The 14,878-nt window shown below is 38.9% G+C and carries 12 protein-coding genes; 6 read left to right on the top strand and 6 right to left on the bottom strand.

Annotated elements, in window-relative coordinates; translation table 11 throughout:
• Window positions 1-6: 6 nt before the first annotated feature.
• The 3 genes from DR864_RS29455 to DR864_RS29445 are packed head-to-tail and all read left to right on the top strand — an operon-like array spanning window position 7 to window position 2,341.
• On the top strand, window positions 7-684 hold the full coding sequence (locus tag DR864_RS29455; RefSeq protein ID WP_114070732.1) for a response regulator transcription factor: 678 nt from the start codon (window positions 7-9) through the stop codon (window positions 682-684).
• Window positions 681-1,919: a sensor histidine kinase gene (locus DR864_RS29450; RefSeq protein ID WP_114070731.1), complete on the top strand. Its 1,239-nt coding sequence runs from the start codon at window positions 681-683 to the stop codon at window positions 1,917-1,919. The genes DR864_RS29455 and DR864_RS29450 overlap by 4 nt, the downstream gene beginning before the upstream one ends.
• A gap of 8 nt (window positions 1,920-1,927) precedes the next feature.
• Window positions 1,928-2,341 (top strand): EamA family transporter, encoded by a 414-nt coding sequence (locus DR864_RS29445; RefSeq protein WP_114070730.1) that lies wholly within the window; start codon window positions 1,928-1,930, stop codon window positions 2,339-2,341.
• 186 nt (window positions 2,342-2,527) lie between these two features.
• Here the strand turns inward: DR864_RS29445 and DR864_RS29440 are convergent, their stop codons facing one another.
• Both DR864_RS29440 and DR864_RS29435 read right to left on the bottom strand, forming a co-directional pair.
• Complete coding sequence (locus DR864_RS29440) at window positions 2,528-3,145, bottom strand: hypothetical protein (protein ID WP_114070729.1); 618 nt, start codon at window positions 3,143-3,145, stop codon at window positions 2,528-2,530.
• Window positions 3,146-3,644: 499 nt separating this feature from the next.
• Entirely contained in the window at window positions 3,645-4,007 is a 363-nt protein-coding gene (locus DR864_RS29435; RefSeq protein ID WP_162794309.1) for an ISAs1 family transposase, read from the bottom strand.
• A 154-nt stretch (window positions 4,008-4,161) separates the two neighbouring features.
• Here DR864_RS29435 and DR864_RS30445 point away from each other — a divergent pair, with 154 nt between their 5' ends.
• The 3 genes from DR864_RS30445 to DR864_RS29420 all read left to right on the top strand — a co-directional run bounded on the left by DR864_RS30445 (window position 4,162) and on the right by DR864_RS29420 (window position 8,141).
• Complete coding sequence (locus tag DR864_RS30445) at window positions 4,162-4,953, top strand: LuxR C-terminal-related transcriptional regulator (protein WP_114070727.1); 792 nt, start codon at window positions 4,162-4,164, stop codon at window positions 4,951-4,953.
• 81 nt (window positions 4,954-5,034) lie between these two features.
• Window positions 5,035-7,374 carry a TonB-dependent receptor gene (locus DR864_RS29425; RefSeq protein WP_114070726.1) on the top strand — a complete coding sequence of 780 codons (2,340 nt, stop codon included), beginning with the start codon at window positions 5,035-5,037 and terminating at the stop codon, window positions 7,372-7,374.
• Window positions 7,375-7,457: 83 nt separating this feature from the next.
• Window positions 7,458-8,141, top strand: coding sequence for a DUF4386 domain-containing protein (locus DR864_RS29420; protein WP_114070725.1), 684 nt, complete (start codon window positions 7,458-7,460; stop codon window positions 8,139-8,141).
• 1,061 nt (window positions 8,142-9,202) lie between these two features.
• Here DR864_RS29420 and DR864_RS29410 read toward each other — a convergent pair.
• From DR864_RS29410 to DR864_RS29395, 4 genes are all read right to left on the bottom strand, one after another.
• The gene (locus DR864_RS29410; protein WP_114070723.1) at window positions 9,203-10,837 is read right to left on the bottom strand and encodes an ISL3 family transposase; all 1,635 of its coding nucleotides are present in this window, start codon (window positions 10,835-10,837) and stop codon (window positions 9,203-9,205) included.
• 210 nt (window positions 10,838-11,047) lie between these two features.
• Entirely contained in the window at window positions 11,048-11,338 is a 291-nt protein-coding gene (locus DR864_RS29405; protein ID WP_162794308.1) for a hypothetical protein, read from the bottom strand.
• 37 nt (window positions 11,339-11,375) lie between these two features.
• Window positions 11,376-13,109: a 3-coathanger stack domain-containing protein gene (locus DR864_RS29400; protein WP_114070721.1), complete on the bottom strand. Its 1,734-nt coding sequence runs from the start codon at window positions 13,107-13,109 to the stop codon at window positions 11,376-11,378.
• 23 nt (window positions 13,110-13,132) lie between these two features.
• A complete protein-coding gene (locus tag DR864_RS29395) occupies window positions 13,133-14,875 on the bottom strand; it encodes a 3-coathanger stack domain-containing protein (RefSeq protein WP_114070720.1) in 1,743 nt (580 codons plus the stop codon).
• Window positions 14,876-14,878 lie beyond the last annotated feature (3 nt).

Below are 14,878 nucleotides of genomic sequence, written 5' to 3'. Positions count from 1 at the left end.
TTATCTATGAAACTATTGCTGATTGAGGATGAACCGTTGCTACTGGATGAAATGGACGCTTATCTGACGGAGCAGGGGTATCGTTGTGAAAAAGCGATGTCCTTTGAAGCGGGAGAGGATAAAATAGCATTGTATGAGTATGATGTCATTATTCTGGATATTACATTGCCTGGAGGCAATGGCCTGAATCTGCTGCAAATGCTCAAAAATCAGCATAGCGAAGCCAGCATCCTGATCGTTTCAGCCAAAGATTCATTGAACGATAAATTAACCGGGCTTAATCTCGGAGCCGACGATTATATCACCAAACCTTTCCACTTGGAAGAACTGAATGCGCGGGTCAATGCGCTAGTAAGACGAAAATTATTCAAGGGAAATGCGCAAATTATCGTGGACGACCTGATCATTGACCCCATTGCAAAAACGGTTTTCTATCAGGGAGCGCTCGTCAATCTTACCAAAAAAGAGTATGAACTGCTGCTCTATTTTATTGTCAACAAAAATCGCGTGGTCAGCAAACAATCCATCGCCGAGCACCTGTGGGGAGATCATTATGACATGGCCGATAATTTCGATACCGTTTATGTGCATACGATGAATCTGCGTAAAAAAATCGCGGCACATACAGGAATCGACTACCTCAAAACAGTCTATGGAATGGGTTATAAATTTACTTCGGTGTGAAACTGCTCACTAAAACCACGCAAAATTTTTTGCTGGCGATGGCCCTCATTTTGTCCATTGCTGGAATGGCTCTGTACCTTTTATTAAGGCAAGAAGTAACCGCTGAGATCAAAGAACAACTTGAATTACAGGCTGAACTGATTGCTGACCAAGTGGCCCAAGGAAAAACAGTCAATTTTCCACTTACAACGGTCGCGGAAGTTTCCGCCGATTTTCCTTCGGAGAAGCGTTTGGGCGATACGCTGATCTACGACCGATTGCAGCAGAAAAACGAGGGTTACTATTACTTAAAACTTGTCAAGAATGTCAACCAACGTAATTATCGGATTTTGGTCATGACTTCTTACATTGGCTGGGAAAGGTATTACAAGACCATTTTTATCTCTTTTTTAGGGGTGGCGTTATGGATGGCTTTCTTTGGCGTCTTGATTAATTATTACTCCAATCGAAAAATTTGGCGACCGTTTTTCATGAACTTGGAAAATTTAAAACAATTCTCGGTTCGCTCGGCTCAACCCCTGCAATGGCATGATTCTTCGATCACCGAATTTAAAGAATTGCAGTACTCACTCAAAGACCTCACCGAGCGCAGTCGCCGCGAATATTTGGCACTACGGGAATTTACGGAAAATGCTTCTCATGAAATTCAAACTCCGTTGGGAATTATTCAATCCAAATTGGACCGAATGAGTCAATTGGAGGTCAATGAAGAAATGGCACGTTATATTGTGCAGGCAAAGTCGGGGGTAGAGCGACTGAGTAAAATGAACAGAAACCTACTGCTGCTGGCAAAATTAGATAATCAAGTATATTCCGAAAGGCAATTCATTTACGTAGATGAGTTGCTTAATCAACATCTGGAGCAAATGGAGGAACTGTTTTCGGTCCGAGGCATTACTCTTAACAAAACCCTGAGTCCCGTTCAGGTAAAGTCAGATAGGTATTTATGTGATGTACTGCTTTCAAACCTGCTTTCCAATGCGCTGCGCTATACCTTTTCTCTCAGTGAAATAGCCATTTTTTTAAGTGAGCAACAATTCATCATCAGTAATCCTGGCGCAGCGTTGGATTTTCCTTCGGAACATCTTTTTAATCGGTTCACCAAAAGTGCCAATCAACCACAGGGCACAGGGTTGGGATTGGCCATTGTCCATCAAATTTGTTTATTAAACGGCTGGACTGTTACGCACAACTATCGGATGGGGGTTCATTATTTTTCGATTGATTTTAACTGATTTTCAACATGTGGAAATACTATGCGCTTTTCTCGGCTTTTTTCGCCGCACTTACGACTATACTGGTCAAAATAGGCATTAGTGGTGTTAGTGGCAACGTTGCTACTGCCATTCGAACAATTGTTATTCTAGTGATTGCTTGGGGTATTGTTGTCGCCACGGGCGAGCACAGGCAGATAATTAATATTTCAAAAAGGAGTTTATTATTTATTATTCTTTCTGGAGGCGCAACTGGTTTGTCATGGTTGTTTTACTTCAAAGCTCTCGAAACGGGATTAGCCTCAAAGGTGGCTGTCATTGACAAATCAAGTTTAGCGCTTACGCTGATTCTGGCGTTTATATTGCTAAGAGAACCGATTAGTTTGAAAGTGGTCATTGGCTGTATTTTCATTATTGCGGGAACGCTTATTGTAATGAAGTAAAGAAGAATGCGGTGATGTGTACTAATGAATTTTATGTTGAGTAGGGTATGCTACTCACGCCTGATATCAAAGCTTAAACGAATACCTCAAGGTGTTGGCCAAGGTGGTAGGCTTTGAGTTTGCGTTGTAAGATTACTAAAAAAGGCCTCCAAATCGGAGGCCTTTTTTAGTAATCTTACAACGCAATTATTGGTTTGACCCAATAAAACCGGAAAAAAGTGAAGGGTGAATGCGAAGTGTATCGGGAGAAGTAGAGTCCTTGGTTTTAGCGACACGAATAAAAGTCATCATAAATTCTCCTTCCACATACCCTGTGGTTTTCTCTACTTTTGTCACCCGAATGTATTGTTGCTCACCGGGGAGTATGTGATAGGTATCCTTACCGGTATCAAATTCGCTGGTATAAAATGCTGCCTGCGGAACTGTATCGGGACGGCAGGGCGATTTATGTACCTCATCAAATTTAAATTCTCCTGTTCTTAACGGAATTGCACCTAGTGATATACTCTCAAATGGATACTTCTTATACTCTTCTATGTCATAATAATGATCAATTGACAGTGAGAAGAAATTTTTGTAGAGTGGGTTCAGATGCTCTAGCCAACAGGAAGCACAGGTAGTTCGAGTTGCAATAGTAACGCCATTAGATAAGGTCTGATTCCATGGTTTTCCATCCATGACAATTTGTGCGAAATTGCGAGAGATTGGCTCGGGGTCTTGTTCTGTCTCCTTTTTGCACCCCAACAGGCAAAGCACACAGACCCAACTCATCATAAATGTCGAGGTTACTTTTGAAGCTTTCATGGCGTTATTTTTCAATGATCAATTTTTCTGTTTTTACAAAGGCACCATCCAGTTCCATTTTACAGAAGTATGCGCCCGATGACTCTTCTGTACAATCATGGGTTAAATAATAAACCCCGGTTGAATACTTTTTATTACTTAAAGTACGAATGATTGGGGTAGTTAACACAATCAGGGCAAATTCGCCATGTGAGGCTATAATTAATTAAAAATTAGATAGTTACAGAGATTTAACTGCCTGTGCCTGGGGCTATTGAGCCGTAATGGCTCAATGGTTTAAAAAATGGTTCAATTTCACTTCTAAAATCCGCCTTTCGTAATGAATTTGCCTTGAAGGGTAATTTTTCCCTTAAATGAATCAAAATTATATGCTTTTACACGGGTTTAAACAGAGAAATTATTTGTACTCTAAAATGGTTGTTAAAAGCAGATATATTCTTGTAAAGAACTGTGTTGTAATTGCTTATACCATTTACGTGGCGAATATACCCAAACTGTGTCAGCTACCCCGAACTTGACACCCATCTTCGTCAAACGTAACGTCCAAATGCCAGTGTTGCTCATTCTCAATACTCCAGTGGAGACGAATGTAATAGCCCATTTGAGCAGCCGAACAGCCAGATAATGAGCTGATATAGTACCGTTTACTGTGTTGTTCTTTCCGGTTGACCCAGCGACTTGACTCCACATAAATAATGCTGTTCAAGCCAACCCACTCTTGAGCGGTATCAATAAAGTCTAACTTTTCGCTGACCATGATGGTGCGCTTTTCAGCTCTCCCATGTGCTAAATCCCGACTTATATCTGTTTTTAGGCAAGACTTGCTCCGCTCGAACCAATTCACACCTCGATTATTACGCATATCCAAATCAGGTGTTTGCTCAAGAAGTTGAAAAAATGTGGTAATTTTAGCCGGGCAAGCAGTATTAGTCATGATTTTGTAGTGTTACAACCACAAAAGTAGGGCTAATCACTACTTGCCCATTTTTATAAGAAAGCCCTGTATAATTATAAATATGATAAAAATCGAAAACGAAAATATTGACCCAAGAAATGCCATATATGAAATAGTAATGAAATATATGGCCAACTTGCAATTTGAATCTCAAAATATTGACTATCATAAGCTCGAAAAGCACAAACTTGTAGTTGAAACTTTGGCAGGATTGAGCAATTCTTCAATTCAAATATTTGATTTGAATAAAAATAAAATAGCATTCTTCTCTAAAAATTATGCTCATCTTCTAGGCTATAACAAAGATGAATTTGAGGCTCTCAATTATGCCTTTTTTGAAGCCAAAATCCATCCCGATGACAAGTATGACTTGGCAATGTTTGGCCTATCATCTCTGAAGTTATTTAAAGAATTATCAAATGACGAGAAACTAAATCATAAAGTAGTATATGAATTTAGAATGCTTAATTCTAATGGAAAATATGTTCGGGTCATTGATCAATATCAAATATTAGAGTTGGATACAACTGGGCAAATTTGGCTTATGATGAGTACTTTAGATTTATCGCCAAATCAAGATGTAGAATCCTCGGTTAAATGCCAAATTCTTAATTTTAGAACGGGTAAAATTATACCCTCAAGCGTAGATAATAAACCAAGTTTAGAACTAACCAAACGTGAACTGGAAATTCTTACACTTGTAAAACAAGGTTTGCTGAGCAAAGAAATTTCCGATAAATTATTTATCAGTGTACATACAGTGAATACCCATAGACAACGATTTTTAGAAAAACTAGGTGCTAACAATACAATAGAAGCCATCATCTTTGCTACAAAATATGGGCTCATATAGTAAGAATACTGATTAATCAGTATTGCGTTTTTTTCGAGGAGTAGAGAATTTTGCGTCATTAAAATTATTAATTATTTTTAAATGATACGAAAAATTTTCTGCTCCTTGCTCTTAATAATGAGTATTAATATTGTGCTTGCACAATCGAGTCAAGTGGTAACTGGAGTTGTTACGGACAAAATCACTTCACTACCTATACAGTTTGCTAATGTTTCTGTATTAAATAGTCAACCGTTTATCGGTGCTGTTACAGATAGTTTAGGTGCGTTTATATTACCTATTGTTCCTACCGGCAGATATGATATTGAAGTGTCCTTTGTAGGCTATCATAAAAGGGTAATACGAGAGGTGCTTGTAGTGTCTGGTAAACAAACACAATTAGACATTGACCTTGAAGAAAGTCTGACACAGCTGGACGAAGTGGTTATAAGACCCACTTTAAATAAGCAAAAATCATTGAACCCATTTGCAACAGTGAGTGCAAGGATGCTAAGTGTAGAAGAGGCATCAAGGTATGCAGGAGGATTTGATGACCCTGCACGGTTAGCATCAGCTTTTGCGGGTGTTGCTTCCAACAATAGCAATAATGGTATAGTTGTAAGAGGTAATGCACCCCGATATTTACAGTGGCGAATGGAAGGCGTAGAGATACCAAGCCCAAATCACTTTAATGATTTACGCTCTTTTGGAGGTGGTATTTTAACCGCACTTAGTACTCAGATGTTGGCAAACTCAGACTTTTTAACCGGAGCATTTCCAGCAGAATACACCAATGCTCTTTCTGGGGTGTTTGATATGAATCTGAGAAAGGGAAATACAGAAAAAACAGAAAGAACCATTCAACTAGGTCTAATAGGATTAGAATCATCTCAAGAGGGACCTTTCAAAAAGGGCGGAAAATCATCTTATGTTTACAACTACAGATACTCTACTTTAGGCTTATTAGCCCCTGTATTACCGGATGGTGCTTCTACTATTAAGTATCAGGACTTGTCGTTCAAACTCAATTTTCCTACTAAAAAAGCAGGTGTATTTTCAGTTTGGGGATTAGGGCTTATAGATGGAGCACAAAATAACCCTAAAAAAGATAGTACAGACAGGAAGTATTATGATGATAGTCAGGAGGATAGGATAAGAATGAGGACGGGTGCCTTTGGAATCAATCATAAGATTTTTCTGATAAACAATGCCTATCTGCAAACCGTACTATCGGCAACAGCCAACGAGACCGATTGGCAAATTAAGGCACTCGACCGGTCGGAGCAATTAGTGCCTTTTAGCAATATCTCTAATACGAATTGGGAGTATGCACTATCTTCATTTGTAAATAAAAAATTTGGTTCCAGGCATACAAACAGAACAGGGGTAAGGGTAAGATTCTTGAATTATGACCTAAAGCTAAACCGTGCTGCTAATGTAGGGGGAAATCCTGCGGAAATTGTAAAAGCAAGAGGAAGAAGTGTATTGTCTTCTGCATTCACTAACTCATCTATATTTCTTACTTCAGGGTTAAGACTGAATGTAGGTGTTACTGCCCAGCATTTTTCGCTAAATAATAACTACTCCATAGAACCACGAATGGCACTTACACAAAATATAGGCGAGAAGCATACTTTGGGTTTGGCTTATGGTTTACATAGCAGAATGGAGAGTTTGTATATGTACTATAACAACTCATTATCTACGGGAGAGAAAGCGGTAAACAAAAATATGGGTTTTACCAAGGCTCATCACCTTGTTTTGAGCTACGATTGGAATATTACAGATATAATACACCTAAAAGTAGAGCCTTATTTTCAACAGTTATACAACGTGCCTGTAATGGAGGGTACTTCGTTCTCTGCTGTCAATTTTCAATCAGATTGGTTTTTTGCCGAAAAAATGGTGAATAAAGGTGAAGGAAGAAACTATGGATTAGATATAACCTTGGAGAAGTATATGTCGAATGGGTTTTATTATATGGCTACCACCTCCATTTTTGAATCAAAATACAAAGGAGGCGATGGAGTGTGGAGGGATTCAAGGTTTAATAGAAACTACGTAATCAATCTATTAGCCGGCAAAGAGTGGAAAGTTGGTAAAAATAAGCAGAACACATTTAACATCAATGGTCGAATTACATTTCAAGACGGAGACAGATTTTCACCAATTAATGAACAAGCAACAAAAGCAAGAAAAACGATTGTATATGACGAAACACGTGCTTACTCAGTTCAATCAGACCCAATTACGAATGTACATTTAACGCTTGTATACAGAAAAAATAAATTAAGAAGTTCAAGAGAAATAGCCTTGAAAATCGTAAATCTAACACAACAGCCAGATTTCTTTGGTTACCAATACAATTTTAGAACAGGAGGAATAGATAAAGATATCGAAACGATTCTCCTACCTAATTTAAGCTACAAGATATTTTTTTAATTGTAATTCGCCTCTCATAAGTCATAACAGAGGTGAATTGTAAATAACATGGTAACAGAAAATCATCATCTATTATAAATGTTATGAACGGAATCATCAGGCAAAGAAAAATAGACACTTTATGGATTGGTATTTGTTTTATATCAGCGGCTGTATTTTCAATAATAGGTCTCAAAATGTATGACCCTATTTTAAATGAAACTAATTATATTAAGACAGCTCATTTACACAAAGGTCAAATAGTATTTGGAGCAATCTGTGAATTGATCTTGGTAGTAAGTATGTTAGGTTCTGCTATTTTTATGTTTCCCTATCTGAATAGAAACAAGAGCAATATGGGTGTAGTTTATATTAGTTTCAGGGCATTTGAATGTGTTTTTGTTTCTATAGGTCTTATTGCGGTCTTGGCTGTATTGTCTATCAGTGTGGCCTATTCAAATGGTATATTTCAAAGTATAGATACATTACAAGTAGTTGGGTACTCATTTAAGGCTATACATAAATGGTGCTTTATAATTGGCCCTAATTTTATGCTGGCGATTAATACATTCATTTATAATTACGCCTTTTTAAAGGATAAGATGCTGCCAAAATATCTCAATATTTGGGGGATTTTCGCAGCTTTGTTAATGATGTTTGCAGCTCTTTTAGAAATGTTCGGAGTCATCGAACAGATTTCTAGTTGGGGTGTTTTATTAGCTCTACCAATTGCATTGTTTGAAATGACGTTTGCAGTTTGGCTCATAGTGAAAGGATTTAGATTTTGAAATAGTTTAAAAATGAAAAAAATACTCAGTAAATATAACGATTCAAAAATATTCCAACTGGATGCCTTTGGAGCTTTTGTATCAATAATCCTGTTGTCCATTCTATTTGTATTTGAAGAATACTTTGGCATGCCAAAGAAAATTCTCTCCATATTTATAGGCATAGCATCAGTGTTTTTTATCTATTCTGCCATAATTCACTTCATCAAACCTTTGAGGTGGAGCACTTATTTAAAAATTATTGCAATACTCAATATTTTTTATTGTGCATTTACCATCTATCATGTATTTCTACATTTTGAAAACTTAACACTATACGGACAACTTTACTTTGCGGGCGAGGTTTTGGTGATCATATTACTATCAATATATGAACTTAAAATGGCCACCAAAACAACGAACCGCTAACATCGGCTTAGCAATATGGCGGCTAACGGAATTCTAATGAACATTTGTGCTAAAACAAACATTTGGAACTTTTATGATCTTTTGTGCTAAATTTCCGCCACATCGCTAAGCCGAGAACCGTTAGGCAACATTTTAAGTTATTCCCAATGAGAATTGTGTCAATCATGACTTCTTCTGACAATATACAAACCCAATTTACTGTCTCACCAAACGGGGATTTCTATGAGACAAAACCCAATACTGAAAATTTTCCGAATTGGCCCTTAGAATTGTCGCAACTCATCGTCTCACGAATCAATGTATCGCCTTGGGGTTTTGATATGAGTTATTGAGAGTTTTTTAGTGTTTAATCTTTTTGTGGCCTTTTACGAACGGTCATTTTTAAACGGCCACAAATACTCCGTTGCGATGATTCTTTTTAGGTTACCTGAGGTTACCTGAAGAACCGGATCGGTGAGGTAACCTGATTTTTCAGTGTACCGGAAAATCTTATGATACCTACAGGTTACCTTAGGATACGTATAGGTTACCTAAGATTTCGGATGGCAGGTAACCTACATCAACCTACCTTTTTTTCGAATCCCTGCGTTCTGTTTTTCGGGAGTGGGCATTACGTTACCTTACTTGTAAAATGGCGTGAAAATGGTTCATCGTCACATTTGGTGAAAGTTGGGGTTTCCCATCAGGATGACTCTTTTGCGGAGCAGCTCAAAACTCGCCCTTCCATACATTTGACGCTTGATGTTTTTAAGTCGATTAACTTGCCCTTCGACCTGCCCATTGTTCCATTTAGAGGTGAAGGCTTGGAAAATGGCTTTAAAATCCTGTTTAATCCCCCTGACAAACCCTTTCAGTGCTTCCACTTCTGAATCAAGCGCTTTTTTGCACCAAGTCTGAAGTTGGTCCCCTTGCTTTGTCTTCATGAGTTGCCTAAATTCTAAAGCAATTTCTCTGACGGCCTTGATGAGTGGGTTTTCTTCCAATAGTTTTCTTAAAAATTCAATAGGCATATAATCTTCCCAATCATTCTGATACATCCCTAACCAAATACTTAATTGTTTGGAAGAATAGTAGGTTGCTTTTACCGACGCCGGCAGTGGTTCCAAGACCGATTTGGGATACTTTCTTACCATGTTATAGACTGTAGCTTGAGAATAAGTGAATCCTTTATCGCTAATTTCTTCATATAATGCTTTGGCCGACTGCTGCCCTTCCTGCCAACGCTGTTGCAGATACGCCTCAAAATCAAGAATATTACTTCGTTTACGAGAAGCTTTAGGGACAAACTCTATCCGATTCCAATATTTTGCCACCGTCCTGCGAGACATTTTTAGAGTAGTTGCTATCTTTCTAATACTATAGTTTTTCGATTGTAATTCTTTGACTTTTAGAAAATTGTCCTGATACTTTCCGACAAAAACAGGTTTTTGTAAAACAGATTCTGTAGGAATAGCTTCCGACTTTTCACCAGTAATATCCTCATTAACAGACTTTTGGTGCTGTTGTTGGCTTAAGTTAAGCGCTGTTTCATTAATTTCTCCCCGTTGAGTATCTAAAAATCGCTCAACAGTTTCCGAGAGGTTTTTCAGAATATGCCATCGGTCGGCAATCTGTTCTGCCTGTGGACAGGCTTCTGTAATGGCAGCGGCGTACGTATTTGAACGATCCCTGCTGACAATTTCGATGCTTTGGTACTCTAACAGCCAGTCGGATAAGGTCTTAGCTTCTCGGTCAGGTAATAAATCAATCACTCGGTGTGTTTCCAAATCGACGATAACGGTCCCATATTTGCGCCCCTTTTTAAAGGCATAATCATCAACTCCAATGATTTTAGGTGAAATGATGGGAGGTATATTACATTTTTTTATAAGTCTCAGAACAGTGGAAGCACTTACCTTAACGGAGAAATAGTGAGCTTGACGGGTAGAAGGATTCCCTCCTGATTCCAGCCCTATACCGGTAAGTACTTGATTCAAACGCTCAAATCGACGAGCATAACTGGCTAAACCAGTGGCAAATCTTTCCGTAAATATCTTGCGTGGGCAGTCGGCATTTTTACAAAAGTATTTCCTGACCTGCAGCTGTAATCGAACTCTTCGGCCACCAGAGGGCAAATCATGGATGATTCGCCGGTAGCAACTATGGATTTTGTGGCTAAGATGCCTGCAAACAGAACAGCAGGTAGTAGAGGCTGTGCTTATGACCTGCAAATCAATCCGGTCGGGGTAAAGCTCGTAATCAAGTAGTTCTAAGTCGAGGTTGGAAGGCAAAAGCAAGAAAGAGTCCATTCTTCAAAATTACAACCTATACCCCAACTTTCACCAAATGTGACGATGAACCACTTTCATAGGAATTTACATACTTACGTATCCTTGCGGTATCCTTATGGTAACATTACGTTTCCTTACGGTATCATTACATTGGGCAGTAGCTGCTGAAACAGGATTGCTTTCCGACCCAACCGGATTTTTTAGGACGATACATCCTGTAAATCCCCCCTACAGTTTGACTCCATTAACCAAATAAAAGGATTTATCGCGATTTGTAAGTGGAGGTGTATATGGGATTGCGCCTGCCGGATAAGCTGTAGGTTTATAAGTTCCCTCAGCTATCCAAATCTGTTCACCGTATTGGCTGACTTCAAGAGCCTTTTGAAGAGTAGCAAAGGCCGCCCCCCAAGACCTCCCATCGTTGGAGGTATCATTGCCTGTCGTTTTTACATAGTAAGTATTGGCAAAACAGGTAAGAGTATTTAGAAACATTAATAAAATAAAGGTTATGTGTTTCATAAGCGGTTTGCTGTAGAAGGCAGTGAACAAAATTAGATTATCTCTTACTAGCCCCATCAGCACTAGCGGAAATACCTGTTCCGCACCCTCCAATAACGGCTGTAAACGTATTACTGGTTGCTGAAAAATCAGGCAATAATGTCACTGATTTAGTTCCCTGATATACAGCTATCGCTCCCGATATCTGGTTCGTGGCGGTGATTTCTCCCGCCACCTTCACAATTGCTCCATTTGTTATTGGCTCGGTTATGTTCAAATGAGCAGGCCAGGCAATTGTTTGATTCTCGTAGGCTCCCATATCCACATCAGTTGAGCCGGCAGGATAGGGTCTGATATTACCATCCAAATCAGTAGCCGGTACTCCTACAGTATCTCCTGCATTGACAGCAGGAGAACAATCCTCCAAACGCAGATTGCCATTTACCACATCAACAAAAAGGGGGTTCTGAGCAAAGATATTATGTGCCGAATCCAGTGCAAGAAAGGACGCGGAAGGATAATTAGTTGCGGTATTAGGTAATTGGAGTAATGAGTTGCTTACCGATACCTCAGAATTTTTTCGCGTAATAATATCATTATCCAGAAGAGTATTGTTGTATAGATACTTATTACCCCAAAAAATACTGTTCTTAATTTTAGTTTTAGAATCATCTACAAAGACCGCACCTCCTCCGTGAAGAACAACCGATGAGAAACGGCTGGTATTTTCCGCAAACGTTACATTAATTGAATTCGAAGCAGACTTCGAATCGTCAGCCAGCCCACCACCGGCAGGGGATGAATTTTTCCAAAAAACGGCATTCTTTAAAGTCGGCGCTGAATAAAAGGCATTATGCATGCCACCACCCATAAAAGAACCGATATTCTTATGAAAAACCACATTTGTCAATTGGCAATAGGATTGATAATTTTTCATTCCTCCGCCTAGCGGCGCCGAATTAGATATAAAAAGGACATTTTCCAAAATTGGAGAAGAATACTCATTGTACATACCACCTCCATCAGGAGTTGCTATATTGGCTGAAAAATTTACATTTAATAATGATGGGTTAGATCGACTTTTATTTGCCATGCCTCCGCCCATTCCTCCCCTATTCTCTGAAAAAACTACATTTGTTAATAACGGAGAAGAACCGTAACTACACATTCCTCCTCCCTCAATATCGGCCATATTGCCTGTAAACAATATATTATTTAATTTAGCAAAGGTATTTCTAAAAAACATTGCTCCTCCTGCCGTACGATAGACAGGCATTCCCTCTATAATAATATAATTCGGACCGCTAGGAGGATTAGGTTTTGCTCTTCCTTGAGTAATAGTAAAACCATCTATTAACGTCGTAGAATCATCATTGATGGAAATCAAGACATGATAGCAATTATCGATATCATTATTCTCAACTCCTATATCACCACTTAAGATAGTTCGATGATCTGCAATACGCTGCATGACCGATGTCTCATCTCCTGAGAACCCTCCGTAAAGTTTGACACCATTGACCATTTCAAAGGCCTTGTCCCTATCTGTGAGGGGAGATGATTGATTGGTAATTCCTGAAGGATAAGCCGTCGGTTTATAAGTTCCCTGGGTAACCCAAATTTGATCTCCATATTGGCTGACTTGTAGTGCCTTTTGCAGAGTGGCAAACGCAGCGTTCCATGACTTCCCATCGTTGATGGTATCATTACCGTTTGTCTTGACATAATAGATTTCGGCATAACAGTTACCATAACAACTTAATATAATTATGGCTAAGAAAAGGTATTTCATACTATGTTCCTTTGATTGAAGGATTATTTAGTAATCCCTGCCGGTGTTTCAGAAGTAATTAAGGTTTCACACCCTCCAATAAAGGCTGTAAACCCATTACCTATCGCTGAAAAATCAGGCAATAATGTTATTGATTTAGTTGCCTGATAAATAACTCTTGCTCCTTCTATTTGATTCGTGGCGGTGATTTTTCCCGCCATCTTCACAACCGTTCCATTTGTCATTGGCTCGGTTATGTTCAAATGGGCAGGCCAAGAGATCGTTTGATTCTCATAGGCACCCATATCTACATTGTCTGCTCCAGCAGGATAAGGTCTTGGATTACCATCTAAATCTTGAGTAGGTGCTTCTGTTGTATCGCCCGCATTTATCGCGGGAGAACAATCCTGTAAACGTAGATTTCCATTTGCTGCATCTATAAAAAGAGGGTTCTGGGCAAAGATATTGTGAGTTGAATCCAGAGCAGGAAACGATACTGACGGATAATTTGCTGATGTATTGGGCAACTGCATTAATGTTGAGGCAGCAAATATTTTCGAATTATTCCTAAGGAAAATATCGTCTTCTTTTGTTACACTATTATATACATACTTATTCCCCCAAAATATTCCGTTCTTTATTTTCATAATTCCACCTGAATTGAAAATAGCTGCTCCAGATTTAGCAAAGCGAAGTGGGTACCCTGTTACATTCTCGGCAAAGGTTACATTAATCAGGCTCAGTTCAGATATCGATTCATTAGTTATGCCCCCTCCAAGCGGAGCCGAATTTGCCCAAAAGAGCACATTTTTTAAAGTAGGATTACAATTTGCCCCGTTATACATTCCTCCGCCCTGCCCAGTGTAGGAAACAACATTTTTCCTGAAAATAACATTTGTTAATTGACAATGCGATTGCCCCCAATTGTTTATTCCTCCACCTACTATTGATTGATTTGAGTCAAAAACGACATTAAATAAAATCGGTGAAGAATTATCGTTAAACATCCCACCACCATCAGGTATTCCTCTATTAGCTATAAAAATTGTATGGATTAATCTCGGAGTAGAATTATGTAAATTGGCCATGCCTCCTCCCATCCCTCCCCAATTCTCTGAAAAAGTTACATTGATTAACATGGGAGAAGAGCTACTATTAGCCATTCCCCCGCCATGACCATCGGCATAATTGTCTGAAAACAAAGTATCATTTAGTTTAATAAATGCCTTGATAAAGAACATTCCAGCACCGACCGATCGCGAGACAAATTCTCCCTGTGCATAAATATAGTGTACTCCAGCCGAAGGCTTAGGTTGCGCTCTTCCTTTTGTGATGGTAAACCCATCAATTGAAGTAGTAGAATCATCATTAATGGAAAGTAACACATGATAGCAATTGTCACTATCATTATTCTCAACTCCTATATCACCACTTAAAATAGTTTGATGACCTGTTATCCGCTGCATAACTGATGTCTCATCTCCTGAGAACCCCCCGTAAAGTTTTACCCCATTTACCATTTCAAAGACCTTGTCTCTATCTGTAAGGGGAGATGATTGATTGGTAATTCCCGAAGGATAAGCAGTCGGTTTATAAGTTCCTTCGGCTACCCAAATTTGATCCCCATACTGACAAACTTCAAGAGCCTTTTGAAGGGTGAAAAATGCGGCACTCCATGATTTTCCATCGTTGGCTGTGTCGTTACCGGTTTGCTTAACGTAATAGATTTCAGCTAAACAGGTACCATAACAACTTAATAGAATCAGGGCTAAGAATAGGTATTTCATACT

This window comes from Runella rosea, from assembly GCF_003325355.1.
GTDB lineage: Bacteria > Bacteroidota > Bacteroidia > Cytophagales > Spirosomataceae > Runella > Runella rosea.
The sequence above is the reverse complement of the archived record's forward strand: the minus strand, read 5'-3'. Positions and strand labels throughout refer to the sequence as shown.